Below are 18,019 nucleotides of genomic sequence, written 5' to 3' on the forward strand. Positions count from 1 at the left end.
CTCCGTGCGGGGCACGGCATAGCAACTGCAAGGACGCCGCTAGGGACTGCCGCTGGCGGTGCCCGAAGACGGTGCAAGATTCCACCCGCGCAACTGCACGCGCGCGGCGCGCAAGCTGGCCTCGGCCGGCCCGCGAATCTCCACGGTGCGGCTCTCGCCAGGCGCAAGATTGAGATAGTTGTCGCTGTAGTAGGCCGGCAAGATGCGCTGGCCTTGCGCATCCACCAAGGTGAGCTTGGCGCCCAGGGCCACGTGCTGCGAAGGGTTCCGCACAGTGGCGCTCAACACCGGCGCATCGCCTGCCTGCAGCTGCGTGGTGAGCTCCAGTGGCACCGGCGCCAATGCGTCCAAGCAGCGCATGGCAGCGGCGTCGCGCGCCACCCAGTAGAAATTGCGCGAGCGCACCGTGCCGTCGCGCTCCAGCAACTGCAGCCGCACAAAGCCCAGGTCCTTTGCGTTCGCCAGCAGTGGCGTCAGCTGAAGCACGGGTGCAGACACCGCCACCGCTGCTGCATCCACCGCCTGCTCGCGCTGTTGCAGCAGGCGGCCGTCGGCCGCATAGGTCTCAGCCCGCACACGCAGGCCACGCACGGCTGTGGTCGTGTTGTTGACCACCACGACTTCGTGGCCGGGCAGATTCATCTGCACATGCAGTGGCTCGGCGGCATTGCGCACGCCGTAGTACGCGGCGTGGGTGTCGTAATCGTGGCTGTAGATCTGCCACATGTTGCTGGGCCACGCCGGGTGGCTCATCCACAGCAGCCGGCCGCTGTTCTTCGTCCACAACTGCGCGTTGAACCCTTCGAAGATGGCGCGGTAGGTTTCGTAATTGAGCAGCTGCGCCTTGCGTTCGAAATCGTCCAGACTGGTTGGTGCGCCAAGCTTGTCGCTGAGTGAGCGCATGAAGCTGGCGGTATCGCCGTTGCCGGACTGATGCCAGTCGTGATACGCCCAGCTGTCACTGATCGGCCATTGATCCTGCACCGCAGGTACCGACGCCTTGAAGGACTCCAGGGTGGAGAACGACGGTGTACCCACTTCCACCGAGAAGCCCTGTGCCAGCTTGTTGAAGTACGCCACCGGCTCGCGATAGTTGTACGGGCCGCTGCCTTGCAGATTCACTTCGTTGGAACTGGCGGTGTACCAGCGTGTGCCATCGAGCGCGGCGACCAGCGCGTCCAGGCCCTCGTTGAGGATCGGCGCGGGAACGCCTTCGTTGCGGCCGAACCACAGCACAATCGAAGGGTGGTTGCGGAAGCGCGTGATGACCTCGGCGGCATTGGCCAGGAACAGCGCCGCGTCGGCCGGCTCCATGTTGTAGTTCTGCGTGGATTGCCAGAAGTCGTTCAACACCAACATGCCGTATTCGTCGGCCAGGTCGAAGAAGCTCGCTCCGGTGTTCTGCCCCACCCAATTGCGCACCACGTTGAAGTGCGCATCGCGCTGCAGGCGGAAGTACGGCTCCAGGCGCTCGCGTGAGACGCGCTTGCGCCAATCGTCCATACCCCAATTACCGCCCTTGATCGCAATCCGCACACCGTTGATGCGCAGCACCAGATGCGGGGCCAACGTACTGTCATCCAGCTGCGTCACCGCTGGCGACGCGAGTGCGCCGGGATACAGCGATTGCGCATTGCCACCGGGCACCGGGCGAATGGCGGCGTGCCGCACATCGACGATGCGCTCGCCACGCTGCCGGGCCTGATTGAGATCCACCAGCACACGACGCAGTGCGCCACGTTCGTCGAACAACGACAGCTCGTAAGTGACCTCGCGAATACCGAACCGCAGTTGCTGCAGATCCGACTGCACACCGCCCGCTGCGACACCGACCTGCAAGGTGTACAGCGAGGGCTCGCCATACCCATTCGGCCACCACAGCCGTGGATTGGTCACCACCAGCTCCGGCGTGTCGGCGGCAGTGAGTGTGAGCGTGGTGCCGCCCGCAGGCACGTTGACCTCACGCTGGATACGCACATCACCGAAGGCAAGCTGCACTGTGCCCTGCACCGCAGTGCCGCTGGTGTTGCGCAATGGCACGGCAATTTCCAGCTCGGCGCGGCGATGGCCGGGCGCCAGTTTGGCGGTGACCACGTGCGTGTCGCCGACCGCGAGCGGGCCGGTGGCATGCAGCTGTACATCCTGCCAGAGCCCGGCATTACGGTCGCGCACCGCCGGGATCCAGTCCCAGCCTTCGCTGGCAATGAAGGTGGGCCCATCCAGTGCCTGCATGCCACCGTTCTCGCCAACGCCGGCGGTCATCGACTGCTCGTGCGCAATGCCCGGATGCGGCGGCGGCGAAACACGCACGGCAATCGCATTGCGGCCGGGCGTGAGGTAGCTGCTGACATCGAACCGCCCACGCGCGAATGCGCCACGCGTACGCCCCACCTGCACGCCGTTGACCCAGATCTCGCCGGCGTAATTGATGCCGTTGAACACCAGTTCCAGGCGCTTGCCCTGTGTGCTGGCAGGCAGCTCAAAGGTGCTGCGGTACCACCAGTCCTGGCGGCTCAGCGATTCGGGAATGGCCATGTTGTTGAGGCCGATATCCGGATCTGGATACACACCGCGATCGACCAGCGTGGTGAGTACCGTGCCCGGCACGGTGGCCACATGCCATGCGCTACTGGAAGGTGCAGCGCCACGCGACAGCTCGGCACCACCACGCGTGCCGAGGTCAGGCGCAGCGGCCAGCTGCCAGCCGCCCACGCGCCATGACAGCGCATCCAGCGGCTGCAATGCGGGCGCATTGGTGACGGGCTTGGCCACCGGTGCGGAGAACGGTGCGGCGCTGCGTGGCAGCGTGGCGGCCGGTTGCGGTTCGAGCTGCCCAGCCATCTGTTTGGTCTGCACGCGCCAGCCTGGCGACGCATCTTCGAAGCGCTGCAATATTTCATTCGGCGCGTGCCGTGCCTGCTGCGCAATAGCTGCTGCATCGAGCGCACCGGCGCGCGCAGTGAAATTGGCGATGTCGCCACCGAAGTGCAGCGACGCGGCATCGGCCGGCACACGTGGGCCAAAGACCAGCGCCGGCGCCACCGCACGTGACACGCGCGTGCCACTGGCCACCTGGCGTCCATTGGCATACAGCGTCAGCCGTGCACCTTGCGCCACCGCTGCAATCTGCGTCCACGTAGCTACCGGCAGCGCCTGTTTGCTGCGCAGCACGCTATCGCCTTGGGCAAAACCAAGACGGCCGTTGTCGATCACGAAGAAGCGCCCGTCGCCGCGCGCATCACCTAGACCTGCAATGCGCACGGTACCGGGCACGTCCATGGCAGGACGCACCCAACCGGACACACTCCAGTCTGCGTCGGCCGCCAGCATCGGTGCATCAGCGGCCAGCGTCTTGCTCAAGCCAACGCCGCCTGCGAGCACGCGCACGTCATAAGGACCGGGCGGATCGACCTTGGCGGGTGCAGCCTCCACTGCAGTCCAGCCCACGCAACCACACAACAGCCACAGCGCTCCACGGCGGAACGCCTTGCGAACCATCAGCATTAGAGGCCTCTCCCAAGCTCTACTGCCAAGCAACGGTGAACATCGCTGACGCGATGTTGCCCGTAACTGCCGCCCCTGTTTTGGTTGCCACGGTGCGAGGTAACGTTACCCCAGGAGGATATCGACAACAACCGTTCTGCGTTAGGGTTGGCGCACCCAGGAGGAGGGAATCATGCGAAACCTGATCCAGTCCGCATTACCGGCAGCGGCGCTGCTGCTGTCTTTGAGCGTTATTCCTGCTGTTGCGCAGCCATTGCGCGTGCAATCACCCACTGCACGCACGCAAGTGGAGTTCACGCTGAGCGAGGGCGGCGTTCCCACCTATCGCGTGCTGTATCGCAACAAAGTAGTGCTCGACGATGCACCGCTTGGACTGGATCTCGGCCGCAACAACAAGCTCGGCCACGGCATGACCGTGCAGGGCAGCAGCAGCGAAGATCACGACAGCCGCGTGACGCTGACGGTGGGAAAAACCCGCCAGGCACGCGACCACTATCGGCAGCTGCGTGTGCAGTTGGTCGACGCCGCACAACACCGGCTTGAGATCGAACTACGCGCCTACGATGACGGTGTCGCACTGCGTTATGTGCTGCCCAAGGCGGGCAAGCTCGAGATCCGCAACGAACTCACCAGCTTCGCGTTTCCACGCGATTACCCGTGCTGGACCTTGAACCTGGGCCGCTTCGGCACCAGCCACGAGGGCGAATACGACGCCATTGCCGCGTCGAAACTGCGCCCGCACAACCTGCTCGAACTGCCACTGGTGTGCCAGACCGATGCACAGGGCACGACACTGGCGATTGGCGAGGCCAATCTGCGCGATTACGCCGGCTTGTATCTCACCGGCCGTGCCGATGGCGGGCTGGGCGTGTCGGCAAAGCTGTCGCCACGGCTGGATCAACCCGCGCTGGCGGTGAGCATCGATGCGCAGGGCCGCGACTTCGCCACACCGTGGCGCGTGATCATGCTCGGCGACACGCCGGCATCGCTGATCGACTCCAATCTGATCACGCTATTGAATCCGCCACCTGCCTTCGATGCCAGTTGGGTGCGCCCCGGTAAATCGGCGTGGGATTGGTGGTCGGGCAGCCTGGCCAGTGGCGTTGCGCAGCCGGGCATGAATACCGCCACCATCCAGCGCTATATCGACCACGCGCATCAGTTGAAGCTGGAGTACATGCTGATCGATGACGGCTGGTATCACGGCAGTACCGGCGATGGGCAATACAACAGCGATGCGGACATTCGCCGCCCGGTGGAACAACTCGACCTGCCCGGCCTGGTGACGTATGGGCGCCAACGTGGTGTCGGCCTGTGGCTATGGGCGCATTGGCGCGCACTGGATGCGCACATGGACGAGGCGCTTGCGTGGTATCAGCAACTCGGCATCAAAGGCATCAAGGTCGACTTCATGGACCGCGACGACCAGCAGATGGTGGACTTCTACCACCGCCTGCTCGCCAAGGCCGCCGAACACAAACTGCTGGTGGATCTGCATGGTGCCTACCACCCCACCGGCCTCATCCGCACCTATCCCAACTACCTTACGCAGGAAGGCGTGCTCGGTGCCGAGTACAACAAGTGGACCACGCGCATCACCGCCACCCACAACCTCACCCTGCCCTTCACCCGCATGTTGCTCGGGCCGATGGACTACACCCCTGGCGGCTTCCGCAACGTGCGCCCGGCCGCGTTCAAGCCGCAGCACATCGCGCCACAGGTGATGACCACGCGCGCGCAGCAGCTGGCGATGTATGTGGTGTACGAGAGTCCGTTTGCGGTGGTGTCCGACAGCCCCGAGCAATACGAAAACGTGCCCGCAGCGCAATTTCTGCGCGATGTGCCTGCCAGCTGGGACGAAACCCGCGCGATCGAAGGCGCGATTGGCGAGCACATCGTGCTGGCGCGCCGCAGCGGCAAGGACTGGTATGTGGGTGCGATGACCAACGAACAGGCGCGCACGCTGCAAGTGCCGTTGACGTTCCTGGACAAGGGCACCTGGACAGCGACGATCTATGCCGATGGCGCAGCGCCCACCGAGGTGAACATCGAAACACGCAAGCTGACTCGCAATGACACATTACAGCTACAGCTGGCGGCAAGCGGCGGCGCGGCGATCCGGCTGCACAAGAAGTAGTCGTGCCGCGGCACTATCGTGAACCAGGCACGTGTGCGCACTTCGCCACGTGCACGCTGGCGCGCGCCGGCATTGCGGCCGCATTGCTGTCGCGCTGATTTCGGCCGCGAGGGATTGCGACGCGGCCGTGTCAGCTACGAGCGAAATTTTCTCAGTGCAACGGACGCTGACAAGCGTTGTAGCGGTGTATTGGCCTCGGCGCCGATGCAAGCTTACGAACACCGCATCGGGACACGTGGGCACTGATCGCTGTTTGCGACCATGCGAAAAACGCGGTGGCATCGTTGCTTCCGCACGTTGCAGAACACGATGGCTCGTCTTGTTCCACATGCAGCTTGCCGTCATGGCTGGCTGCAGCCTCACCCGCACAACCGCACATCACCGCCCGCAGCGCAGGCGGTGATGCGACCGATTACGGCAGATTGATCCCGTCACACGTTGCCGGGCGTGCGTCCTTGATGGGCTGCACGCCGCTGGCATCGAAGCGCAGCGCCGCATGTGTCGGCGCGAACGCCGGCCAGGCCGGCAAGCCGGTCGCGTTGGGATTGCCACCCTGCACGAACGCTGCCCAATAACGCTGCAGGTTCACCGGCGGCGTACCGATCGGCAGGCCCTTGAACAGGAATGGCAACTCGGCACTATGGGTCACCTGGCCACCGGGTGCGGCGGTATCGAACACGTAATGCCACACCGGCGCGCCGAGTGCTGCCTGCCGCTGCGCGACGGTGACCGCAGGGCAGCGGAAGGTGAGATCGGTAGACAGCTGCACGGCGGGGCTGCCTTCGCGCGCGGTGCGCTTTGCCTGCGCACGTTGCTGCCGTTGCAGCACGGCGTGGGCCTGCGCCGGGTAGTCGCGGCGTACACGTGCCTGCGCGCCCTGCTCGCCGCCATAGGTGAGCTCCTGCACCACATACCCGATCAGCAGCGGCACCTTGGCCTGTTTGCCATCGGCCAGCAGCGCCGCTGGCGCACGCGGCAACACGCGCCCGTCCACCACCGCCTGCAACCAGAGATAGCCATCGTCATCCAGCGCGGGCACGTCCACACCTTGCGCGGCCTGGATCACACGCTCGGCCGGCAGCGCACGCAGCTGTGCCAGCCGCGTCGCTGCATCGTCGATACCGGCACGTGCGGCGATGCTGACACCCAGTGCGCGGTTGTCTTGCAGCGACCGCGCCGGCAAGCCAAAGCCGGCGGTGCCGCTCTGTTCGATCGCCGCGGAAAACAGGCCGCGTGCCAACGGGCTGAGCATCAGCAGGCCCACGTCCTGGCCGCCGGCCGATTGCCCGGCGATGGTCACACGCGCCGGGTCGCCACCGAACTGGGCGATGTTGTCGCGCACCCACTGCAACGCGGCGATCTGGTCGAGCAAGGCGTAATTGCCGGCGGCAGCATTGTCGCCATCGCGCAATTCCGGCAGCGACAGAAAACCGAACGCACCCAGGCGATATTGCAGCGTCACCACCAGCATGTCCTGCGCCACCAGGTTGGTCGGCAGATGCCCATCGGCGCCACCGGCCACATTGGCGCCGCCATGGATCCACACGAACACCGGCAGCGGTTTGGCTGGCTGCAACGCGGGCGTCTGCACCTCTACATACAGGCAGTCTTCGGTGCCGCGCTTGGCCATGGCGTTGTTCCAGCCCAGTGCAGGCTGCACGCACGGGGTGGCGGCGACTGTGGCATCGCGCACCTCTGTCCAGGCCGGTGCCGGTTGCGGCGGCCGCCAGCGCAGCGCACCCAACGGCGGGGCGGCAAACGGAATCGCGCGGAACACCGCGCTGCCATCGTCCTGCCATTGGCCGCGCACCGGGCCGTGGTCGGTCTGCACCTGCGGCGGCGCGACCGGCGAGAGGGCAGCGGCGTTGCCGGCAACGGCCAACGCGCAACTTGCGGCAAACATCCAGACACGCGTGCGCATGCTTACGCTCCTGTCAGCGCGCGTGCGCGCCAGGCGGCTTGGAAGACAGCGGTGGCGGAGGCCACGTTGAGGCTTTCCACCAGGCCGCTGCCGTGGATGGATAACTGCAGATCGCAGGCGCTGGCGAACTGCCGGTCCATGCCTTCGCTTTCCGCCCCCATCACGTAGACGAGGCGCTGCGGCAACGCGGTGGCAAACACATCCTGCCCGCCGTCCACCAGCGTGGCGGCCACCGCAAAGCCGGCCTGCCGCAGCTGCGCCATCGCCTGCGCGTTGTCGGGAAGCTGCACCAGCGGCACCGCTTCAGCGCCGCCCTCGGCCACGCGCGCGGCGGCACCGGACAACCCCAGCGTGGAGCCGGCCGGCAACAACAGGCCGGCCACACCGAAGTGCGCCGACGAGCGCAGGATGGCGCCGAAGTTGTGCGGGTTGCCCACCCCATCCAGCCACAGCGCCAGCACCGGGCCTTGCGGCAAGGCCGCCAGCCAGTCCTGCAGCGGCTGCGGCGGCACCCGCAACACCTCGGCCACGATGCCTTCGTGATGCGTGCTGGACGCCAGCTTGGTGAGGTCGGCCTCTTCCACCACGCGGTAGCCCAGGCGCTGCGCCACGCACCAGGCCAGCAAGGCCTTGAACTGCGGGATACGCGCTTCGGTCAGGTAGATCTTGCGCAGCGCCTGCGGGCGCGCCTTGAACACCGCCTGGATCGCATTGATGCCGTACAGCCGCAGCTCGCGCGCATTGTTGGCGCTGGCCGCGGCCGGCGCCGCAGCGCTGGTGCGTGGCGCCGGTGCAGACGGCGCGGGTGCGCGTGGCGCCGCACGGCCCCACGGATTGAGCGGCGCTGCGCCGCTGCCGGCGGTGTCGCGCGGCGGCCGTGCGCCACGCCCATCATGCTGTTTCATCGTTGTGTCCAGAAATCCGCGTTCTTGATGCCGAGCGAGACAGGATCGAACACGGGATCCAGCCCCTGGCGTTTCTGCCGTTCGTAATCCTTCAAGGCCAGCATCGCCGGCTTGTGCAGGATCAGGATGGCGATGATGTTGAGCCAGGCCATGACGCCGACGCCGATGTCGCCCAGCGCCCATGCCAGCTGCGCATTATGAAACGCGCCGAAGATCACCATGCCCAGGATGCCCAGGCGCAGCAGCAGCACGGTGAGCGGACGCCGGCGGTTGCCGTTGATGTAGCTCAGATTGGTTTCGGCCATGTAGTAATAGGCCATGATCGTCGTGAAGGCGAAGAAGAACAGCGCGATCGCCACGAAGCCCGCACCCCAGCCCGGCAGCACCGATTCCACCGCGGCCTGCGCATAGCCCGGGCCCTCTTCCACGCCGACCAGGCCCGCATACAGCCCCGGCTTGGCGCCATCGGGCGAATACACGTTGTACTTGCCGGTGGTGAGGATCAGGAAGGCGGTGGCGGTGCACACCATCATGGTGTCGAAGTAGATCGCAAACGCCTGTACGTAGCCCTGCTTGGCCGGGTGCGAGACCTCGGCCGCGGCGGCGGCGTGCGGGCCGGTGCCCTGCCCGGCTTCGTTGGCGTAGATGCCGCGCTTGACGCCCCATTCCACCGCCAGGCCCAGCAACGCACCGAACGCGGCATGGCTGCCGAAGGCGCTGCTGAAGATGGTGGCAAACATGTCCGGCACGCGTTCGGCGTTGAGCACCATGATGACCAGCGCCATCAGGATGTAGCCCATGGCCATGAACGGCACCACGACCTCGGCGAAGTTGGCGATGCGCTTGACGCCGCCGAAGATGATCACCGCCAGCATGCAGGCCACCAGGATGCCGATGCCCAGCTTGGCGGCATCGCGCATCGGCAGGCCCATCCACTGCCCATCCATCGCGCCGCACAGGCTGGTGCCGCGGCAGGCGTTGATGGCGCTATCGGCGATGGCATTGGCCTGCACGCCGGGCATCAAAAAGCCGGTGGCGATGATGGTGGCCACTGCGAAGGTGAGCGCGTACCACTTCAGGCCCATGGCCTTTTCGATGTAGTAGGCCGGGCCACCGCGATAGCGGCCATCGGCATCCTTGATCTTGTAGATCTGCGCCAGCGTCGATTCCACATACGAGGTGGATGCGCCCAGAAAGCCCATCACCCACATCCAGAAGATCGCGCCCGGCCCGCCGAAGGCGATGGCGGTGGCCACGCCGGCAATATTGCCAATGCCAATGCGCCCGGCCATCGACATCGCCAGGGCCTGGAACGACGACACGCCGGCATCGGATTTCTGCCCGCCCACGGTGAGGCGGACCATTTCCACGAATCCGCGCACCTGCATGAAGCGGGTGCGGATGGTGAAGTACACGCCGGCGCCCAGACACATGAAGATCAGTGCCTTGCTCCAGACGATACCGTTGATGCCATTGATGAGTGCTTCCACGCAATCTCCCCGACGCGCCGACCGTTGACCCCAGCGAGGTGGGGAGTGCCCCGATTCTGGCCGAAAGCGCTGCACGATGCGACGTGCACGCGCCACAGGCTCAGCGTGTGGCCGCGAACCGGCTGAAAACGTGCAGATCGTGCGTGCCATCGGGGCGCAGCAGTGCGCCGCGCCGCACGCCCTGGGCCACGAACCCGTTCTTGCGCAATACCTGGGCAGAGGCCGGGTTGCTGTCCAGTACGGTCGCATCGATGCGTGTGAGCGGCAACGCGTGCAAGGCCCACGCGAGGTAGGTCTGCACGCTGCGGGTCATCCAGCCGCGCCCCCAATACGCGCGGCCCAGCCAGTACCCCAGTTCAGCGACAGCGTCTGCACCACCGCCCGCACGACGCAGCGCGATGCTGCCGCAGGCCTGGCCGTCGATCACGATGGCCAGCACCGGGTCGCGCAGATCCACCACTTTGCCGGCCAGAAACGCCTCGCCATCGGCACGCGTATACGGGTGCGGAAAGCGCGTGCTCAGCCCGCGCGGCACCCACGGGTCGTTGGCATGCATCAACAAGGCGTCCAGGTCGTCCTGGCGCCAGCGTCGCAGCACGAACCCTTCGCCCTGCAATTGCAGATCATCGAACATGCACTGGCCTCGCCGTGCAGCAGCGCCGCAACGCTGCTGCACCATTACCGCACGCCAGGCTCAGCGCTTGGCGGTCTGCGCCTGCTTGAGCGCGGCGCACAGGCGGATCGCCTCGCCGGTCTGGGCCAGGCCGCGGTCGGCGCCGCTGAGCGTGGCCAGGCGCGGCTTGAAGAACGCATCCAGACGATCGGCTTCCTCCACGCTGCAGCCGTTGGACGCGCCCAGCGACGGCAGGCCGCCACCATCGAACGAGCCACTGCGCTGCACGATGCGGTCGAAGTTGGCGGTGAACCACGGCCACATCGAGGCATGCGAGGCGTCATAGCTATGCCCACGCGTCAGCAGGCTCTTCATCTCGCCGACCTTGATCGCATCGGTCAATGCAAAGTCGCGCACCTGGGTGAGCAGCGCCGGATCCTGCACCGCGCCGAGCGCGGCGATCATCGCGTTGCGCTGCGCCGGGTCGGCATGCGTGCGCAGCGCCTGGATCAGCGTCTGCACGGCCGCGGCGCCGCGCTCCTGCGCGGTCACCGCCAGCACGGTGCCGAGCAGGTCGGGATTGGCCGCGGCGAAGTTCAGGCCATTGCCGCCACCTGCCAGCACCGCATCGCCCTGGGCCAGCAGCGCGCTGCGCACCTCCGGGGTTTGTAGCCGCAGGCCGAACAGGCCGGCCAGGGACGCACGCAATGTGGTTTCGTCGATCGACTCCTTGGCGCGGCGGGTGTAGCCGAGCTGACGCAGACGCGGCAGGTAGGCCTGCTCGGCCGCCTTGCGCAGGGTGGCGCGCTGCGCATCGGTGGTGGCCTGGTGGCGCCAGATCCAGACAAAGCGGTCCACCAACGCGGTGGACACATCGGCAGACTCGGCGCCGGCCAGTTGCTTCATCGCCGCCAGCACCACCTCGGTGTCGGCATCGCCGTGGCGATACGCCGCATCGATGGCGTCGGCGTAGGAGAGCTTTTCGTTGTCGTCGAGCTGGGCGACCTGCTTGCCGAGCGCGGCCAGCTGTTTCTTCGGCAGGCTGAAACGGTAGTAGCCGGCGCCACGCGCATTCGGGAACACCCAGGTGTTCTTGCCGGCACCTTCCAGCACGATGCTGCCGCTGCCGCTTTCCAGCAGTTGGCAGGCGGTGCCCACCTGATTCTTGCCCTTGCCGTACTTCACGCACACCGGCACGCCCCACTGCTGCGCGGTGGAACCGGATGAGCCCAGCGGCAGGTAGCGCTGCTGTTGCAGTTTGACCACGGTCTTGCCGCCTTCGCGCGCCACCTGCGTCTGCAGGTACGGCACGCCCGGCTGATTCAGGAAGCTGCGGAACGCGGCCTTGAAATTTTCGCCCTTGCCGGCGGCTTCGGCGATCGCATCGACCAGGCCATCGGCGGTGGCGCTGCCAAACTTGTGCTTGGCGATGTAGGCGCGCATGCCCTCGCGGAACACGTCCTCGCCGACGAAGCCTTCGAACATCGCCAGCACCGCCGCGCCCTTCTGGTAGGTGATGCCGTCGAAGGCGGTTTCGATGTCGCCATTGCCGGTGATCGGCTGGCGGATCTTGCGTGCGCTGACCAGGCTGTCGTTATCCATCGCGTGCTGCGCACCGCCGATGCGATCCAGATTGGCGCGGTATTCCGGGTGCAGCTGCATGGTGATCTTCTGCTGCATCCAGGTGGCGAACGCTTCGTTCAACCACAAATCGTCCCACCACGCCATGGTGACGGTGTCGCCGGTCCATTGGTGCGCCAGCTCGTGCGCGTTGGTGTTGAAGGAGCGCTGCACGTTTTCGGCCGGCGAGTCCTTGTCCAGCAGCAACAGCCAGTCGCGGAAGGTCACAAACCCCGGGTTTTCCATGGCGCCGGCGCTGAAGTCCGGTGCGGCAACCAGGTCGAGTTTGTCGAACGGGTAACCGAAGGCGTAGTAGTCCTCCAGCGCCGCAATAATCGCCGGAGTCTGATCCAGCGCGGGGGTGATGCGCGGGCCCTGGCCCTGGGCGGCGATGCCACGTAGCGGTGTGGACGTGGGGCGCTGTGGGGTGGCCGGCATGGCCGGCACATCCACCACATCCCACGGGCCGGCCGCGTAGGCCACCAGATAGGTGGGCAGCGGCAGCGTCGGTGCGAAGCTCACCGTCTTCCAGCCCTTGCCAGCCGGCTTGGTGGAGGTGGCGATGGTGTTGGCCAAGGCCTGATCGTCGGCGGGCACGGTCAGGCTCAGGTCGAAGGGCGTCTTGAACGCGGGCTCATCGAAACTGGGGAACGCGTAGCGCGCACTGATCGGCTCCATCTGCGTCATCGCATATGCCTTGCCCTGGTACTTCACCTGATACAGGCCCTGCAGTTGCTGATTGAGCGGCGCGCTGTAGGTGATGTCCACGGTGAGCGTCTGCGGTTTGAGCGTGCGGCCGAAGTCCAGGCGCACCACGCCGGCCTGCGCATCGGCATCGACGTAGCGTGCGGTGAGCGCCTTGCCCTTGGCCGGCTTCACAGTGGCCTTGCTGACCTTCAGCTCCTTGCCGTGCAGCCAGAGATGGTCCGATGCCTGCTTGAGCTGCACGCGGATGGTGGTGCGGCCGCTGAACTGCGCCTGCTCCGGATCCACCTTGATCGCCAGACTGTAGTGCTCGGGCACCGCCCAGGTGGGCAGGCGGCCATTGGGCACCAGCTCGCCGGCGGATTGCGCCAGGGCACTCCCGCAGCACAGCGCAAGGACGGAGGGAGCAAGCAGGCAGGCAAGACGACGCATGGGCGATTCCGGTCAAGGTAACCGCCGAAGTCGACCACAGCCAGGCAGTGCTGTCATGTGGCCATAGTCATTGCACGGGCGGTGCAGGCAATCGCGGCCACGCACCGCCAAAGTCGGCATGTTGGCTGATGGCTGGGGGCGACACAGCGCCGGTTGTGCATCACACGCGGGGCAGTGCCGCAGCTCATGAGTCATTGCATGCAGCTTGGCCACATGCATGGGATGGCATGCATTGCAGGGCGCCTGCGCGCACCACGCGTGCCGCCTGCTCGCACGCGGCGCAGCAGGCTATACGCAGTCACTGGTTCGGTTACGTCACAGGATGCCGAAACGATCGCTCGGCAGCGCAGTTGTTGCCGGCAGCGAAACCGCTGCCGGCACCTGGATTACGCGTGTCCACCCACCGAAGGCGTGCGTGCCTCCAAGGCATCCAGCTCGCGCGCCAGCGCTTCCGGTGACTTGGTGTACGGGGCAATCAGGCTGTAGAACGCCGGCACCACGTACAGCGACAGCAGCGTGGACAACGACACACCAAAGATCACCACCACGCCGATGGTGGCGCGGCTGGCCGAACCGGGCCCGCCGGCCACCACTAACGGAATCGCGCCGACCACCGTGGCGATGGAGGTCATCAGGATCGGGCGCAGGCGCACCGATGCCGATTCGACGATGGCCGCGTGCACACTGCGGCCTTCGTCGCGCAGCTGATTGGCAAACTCCACGATCAGAATGCCGTTCTTGGCCGCCAAACCCACCAACATCACGATGCCGATCTGACTGAACAGATTGAGCGTGCCGCCGGTGAGCCACAGGCCGACCAGCGCGCCCAGCACTGCCAGCGGCACCGTCAGCATGATCACCAGCGGATGGGCGAAGCTCTCGAACTGCGCGGCCAGCACCAGATACACCACCAGCAAGGCCATGCCGAAGGTGAGCAGCACCGCACTGCCGGATTGCTGGTACTCACGCGATTCGCCCTTCCATTCCACCTGCGCGTACTCGGGCAACTCTTCCTGCGCAGTCTGCTGCGCCCAGGCGATGGCATCGCCCAGCGGATAGCCCGGCGCCAGGCCGGCACTGATGGTGATTGCGCGCAGCCGATTGAAGCGGTTCAACGTACCGGCTTCAGCCACTTCGCTGAGCGTGACCAGGTTGGACAGCGGAATCAGCTCGCCACGGATCGAGCGCACGCGGATGGCGGTGAGGTCTTCGGGCGACATGCGGCCTTCGCGGCCGGCCTGCAGCATCACGTCGTATTCTTCGCCGTTGTCGACGAAGGTGGTCACGCGGCGCGAGCCCATCAACGCTTCCAGCGCGCCGCCAATCGCAGTGACCGACACGCCCAGATCCGCCGCGCGCAGGCGATCGATATTCACACGCATCTGCGGGCGGGTTTCCTTGTAGTCCGAATCCGCGCCCACCAGGCCGGGATTGGATTCCATGCGCTGCAGGATGCGGTCGCGCCATTGCGCGATCTCCGCGTAATCCGGGCAGCCCAGCACCATCTGGAACGGTTGGCCGCGGCTGCGTACCAGCCCGCCGCTCACCTGGGTGCGCGCACGCACGCCGGTCAGCACGTTGAGTTTCTGCTGCAGCTCGTCGGCAACCTCGGTGGTGGGGCGGTCACGTTTTTCCCAATCCTGCAGGAACACACTCACGCGGCCGGTGTGCATTTCCTCGCTGCTGCCAAACCCGCCGGGCACGCGCGGATTGGCACGCACGATGGGTTTGTCCGCGCCCACGTACGGGCGCAGGATGTCTTCCACCTGATGCATCTGGCCAACCGTGTAATCGAAGCCCGCACCTTCCGGGCCGTCGATCATGATCTGGAAGTTGCCGCGGTCCTCGGCCGGAGCCAGTTCGGACGGAATGCGGCTCATCAACCACGCGCTGGCGCCCAGCGCCAACAGCATCAGTAGCGCGAAGATCCAGGTGCGCTGCACATGCCGCTCCAGCGATCGCCCGTAGGCGGCCGACACCGCTTGCATGCGCCTGTTGAACCACTGATGGAAACGATTGGGCTTGGCCTGGTCGTGCGCGCGCAATAGCTTGGACGACATCATCGGCGTGAGCGTCAGCGCCACGAAGGCCGAAATCGCCACCGCTGCCGCCAGTGCCACCGCCAGCTCACGGAACAGCCGCCCGGTATTGCCTTCCAGAAAGCCCACCGGCAAAAACACCGCCACCAGCACCGCGGTGGTCGCAATCACCGCGAACGCCACCTGGCCGGTACCGCGCTTGGCGGCCACCAGCGGCGGCTCGCCGAGGTCGATGCGGCGCTGGATGTTTTCCACCACCACAATCGCATCGTCGACCACCAGGCCGATACACAGCACCAACGCGAGCAGGGTGAGCAGGTTGATCGAGAAGTCGAACGCGTATAGCGCAATGAACGCAGCGATCAGACACACCGGCACGGTAACGGCCGGAATCAAGGCCGCGCGTGCGCTGCCCAAGAACACCCAGATCACCACCAGCACCAGCACCACCGCTTCGATCAGCGTGTGATAGACGCGCTCCACCGCCGCATCGATGAAGGTGGTGGTGTCGAAGGCAACGAAGATGTTGGTGCCCTGCGGCAGGGTCTTCTGGATTTCTTCGGCCTGCGCGCGTGCTTCGCGTGCTACGTCCAGCGCGTTGGCGGTGGAGTTGCGCACGATGCCCAGGCCCACGTTGGGTACGCCATTGCTCTGGAAATACGCGCGCCGTTCGGCCGAGGTGAGCTCCACCTTGGCCACGTCGCCCAGCCGCACCACATAGCCGCCCTCGCCCTTGCTCAGCGGCAGCTTGGCGAAGTCCTCCGGTTTGAGATAGCTGCGCTCCACGCGCAAGGTGAAGTCGCGCTGCGCCGATTCGATGCTGCCGGCCGGCAACTCCACGTTTTCGTTTTGCAGCGCGGTTTCCACATCGGCCACGGTGAGTGCGCGCGCGGCCAATTGGTCGCGGTCCAGCCAGATGCGCATCGCGTAGCGCTGCCGCCCGCCGATGCGCACCTGCGCCACGCCGTCCAGGCTGGAGAAGCGGTCAACGACATAGCGTTCGGCGTAGTCGGACAGCTGCAGCGTGTCCATCGTGCTGGAGCTCATGTTGAGCCACAGAATGGGGTCGGCGTCGGATTCGACCTTGGAAATCTCCGGCGGGCGCGCCTGATCCGGCATGCGGTCGGACACGCGGCTGACCGCGTCGCGCACGTCGTTGGCAGCCGCTTCCACATCGCGCGTCGGCACGAACTCGATGCTGATGTCCGACGAACCATTGCGGCTGCGTGCCTCGATGGTTTCGATCCCCTCGATGCCGGCCAATGCGTCTTCCAGCACCTGGGTGATGCGGCTTTCCACCACTGCCGCCGAGGCGCCGGTGTACTCCACGTCCACCGAGACGATGGGCGGGTCGATCGCCGGCAATTCACGCAGCGTGAGCCGGGTGAAGGACATCACGCCCAGCACGATCAGCAACAGGCTCATCACCACCGCCATCACCGGGCGGGTAATGGACAGGTCGGAGAGCTTCATTGCACGGCCTGCTTGCCGGCGGTGGCGGTCGCATTGGCGTTTGCCGGCGCGGCCTGCGCGTCGATCTTCAGGCCCGGGCGCAACTTGCCGGCGCCATCCACCACGATGCGCTCACCGGCTTTGACGCCTTCGAGGATTTCCACCTTGCCATCGCGGCGCTCGCCCAGCCGCACGTCGGCGCGCTCCACGCTGCTGTCCGGCTTGACCCGGAACACATACGACTCGCGCCCCACCTGCACCACCGCAATCTCCGGGATCACCAGCGCCTGCCGCGCCGGCTGGAACAGCCGCACATCCAGCAACATGCCCGGGCGCAGCCGGCGGTCGTCGTTGGGGAAATCCGCCCGCACGGTGACCGACCGCGTGGTCTCATCGATGCGCGAATCGATCGCCGCCACTTCACCTTCGAACTGCGCGCCCGGGTAGGCGGCGGCACTGCCGTTGACCGCGTTGCCAAGCTCGACCAGGCCGAGCTGCGACTCGGGCACCTGGAAATCCACATACATGCGCTCGACATCATCGAGCGTGGTGATCACGGTGCTGGCGGTGATCAGCGACCCGGGGCTGACCTGACGGATGCCGAGCACGCCGGAGAACGGCGCGCGCACCTCGCGGTCGGTGATCTCCGCGCGCATCTGCTGCACGCGCGCCTCGGCGGCGTCGCGCAGCGCGCGTTGGGTGTCCACGGTGGACTTGGCCACCAGTTGCTGGCCGACCAGGCTCAGCTGGCGCCGATACAGCTGCTCGGTTTCCTCGAAGGTGGCCTGGGCGGCGGTCAACGCGGCCTGCTGCGAATTGCCACGCAGGCGCAGCAGCAGCTGCCCGGCCTTGACCTCGTCGCCACTGTCGAAGTTCACCTGCTCCACCACATCGCTCACCGCGGCGGTCAGCGCCACCGACTCGCGCGCACGCACGGTCGCGATCGACTGCACGGTCGAATTCCATGGCTGCACGCTCACCGTTTGCACGACGACCGGAATCGGTTTGCTGGCGGCGGGCGCACTGGTCTGGCGGGCGCAACTGGTCAGCCCGACGGCCAACAAAAGCGCCACGCAAAAACGTGCGCTGGGTCGAACAAGCATCAGAACATCCTGGCGGGGTACGGCGAAAGTTTAACGACCCAGCCGCCATGCGGTTGACGAAAAGGGCGTGCTTTGCACCATGACCAAAGACCCTTGTC

At 66.1% G+C, this 18,019-nt stretch carries 9 protein-coding genes; 1 reads left to right on the forward strand and 8 read right to left on the reverse strand.

Going from position 1 to position 18,019, the window contains the following annotated elements; all coding sequences use genetic code 11:
- Positions 1-39 precede the first annotated feature (39 nt).
- A complete protein-coding gene (locus XCC_RS16405) occupies positions 40-3,504 on the reverse strand; it encodes a glycoside hydrolase family 2 (protein ID WP_012437538.1) in 3,465 nt (1,154 codons plus the stop codon).
- A gap of 172 nt (positions 3,505-3,676) precedes the next feature.
- On the opposite strand from XCC_RS16405, the gene XCC_RS16410 reads away from it, so the two are divergent.
- The gene (locus tag XCC_RS16410; RefSeq protein ID WP_011038270.1) at positions 3,677-5,641 is read left to right on the forward strand and encodes a glycoside hydrolase family 97 protein; all 1,965 of its coding nucleotides are present in this window, start codon (positions 3,677-3,679) and stop codon (positions 5,639-5,641) included.
- A 412-nt stretch (positions 5,642-6,053) separates the two neighbouring features.
- Here XCC_RS16410 and XCC_RS16415 read toward each other — a convergent pair whose 3' ends face one another.
- From XCC_RS16415 to XCC_RS16445, 7 genes are all read right to left on the reverse strand, one after another.
- Positions 6,054-7,544: a carboxylesterase/lipase family protein gene (locus XCC_RS16415; protein WP_372363227.1), complete on the reverse strand. Its 1,491-nt coding sequence runs from the start codon at positions 7,542-7,544 to the stop codon at positions 6,054-6,056.
- A 20-nt stretch (positions 7,545-7,564) separates the two neighbouring features.
- Positions 7,565-8,467 (reverse strand): tRNA/rRNA methyltransferase, encoded by a 903-nt coding sequence (locus XCC_RS16420; protein WP_011038272.1) that lies wholly within the window; start codon positions 8,465-8,467, stop codon positions 7,565-7,567.
- Positions 8,464-9,957, reverse strand: a complete 1,494-nt coding sequence (locus XCC_RS16425; protein ID WP_011038273.1) for an alanine/glycine:cation symporter family protein — start codon at positions 9,955-9,957, stop codon at positions 8,464-8,466. The genes XCC_RS16420 and XCC_RS16425 overlap by 4 nt, the downstream gene beginning before the upstream one ends.
- 100 nt (positions 9,958-10,057) lie before the next feature.
- Positions 10,058-10,591 carry a GNAT family N-acetyltransferase gene (locus tag XCC_RS16430; RefSeq protein ID WP_016944626.1) on the reverse strand — a complete coding sequence of 178 codons (534 nt, stop codon included), beginning with the start codon at positions 10,589-10,591 and terminating at the stop codon, positions 10,058-10,060.
- Positions 10,592-10,651: 60 nt separating this feature from the next.
- Positions 10,652-13,327: a M1 family metallopeptidase gene (locus tag XCC_RS16435; RefSeq protein ID WP_011038275.1), complete on the reverse strand. Its 2,676-nt coding sequence runs from the start codon at positions 13,325-13,327 to the stop codon at positions 10,652-10,654.
- Positions 13,328-13,713: 386 nt separating this feature from the next.
- On the reverse strand, positions 13,714-16,839 hold the full coding sequence (locus tag XCC_RS16440) for an efflux RND transporter permease subunit (protein WP_011038276.1): 3,126 nt from the start codon (positions 16,837-16,839) through the stop codon (positions 13,714-13,716).
- Complete coding sequence (locus XCC_RS16445; RefSeq protein ID WP_011038277.1) at positions 16,836-17,921, reverse strand: efflux RND transporter periplasmic adaptor subunit; 1,086 nt, start codon at positions 17,919-17,921, stop codon at positions 16,836-16,838. The genes XCC_RS16440 and XCC_RS16445 overlap by 4 nt, the downstream gene beginning before the upstream one ends.
- Between the last annotated feature and the right edge of the window lie 98 nt (positions 17,922-18,019).

Origin of the sequence: Xanthomonas campestris pv. campestris str. ATCC 33913 (assembly GCF_000007145.1) — a bacterium.
Taxonomy (GTDB): domain Bacteria; phylum Pseudomonadota; class Gammaproteobacteria; order Xanthomonadales; family Xanthomonadaceae; genus Xanthomonas; species Xanthomonas campestris.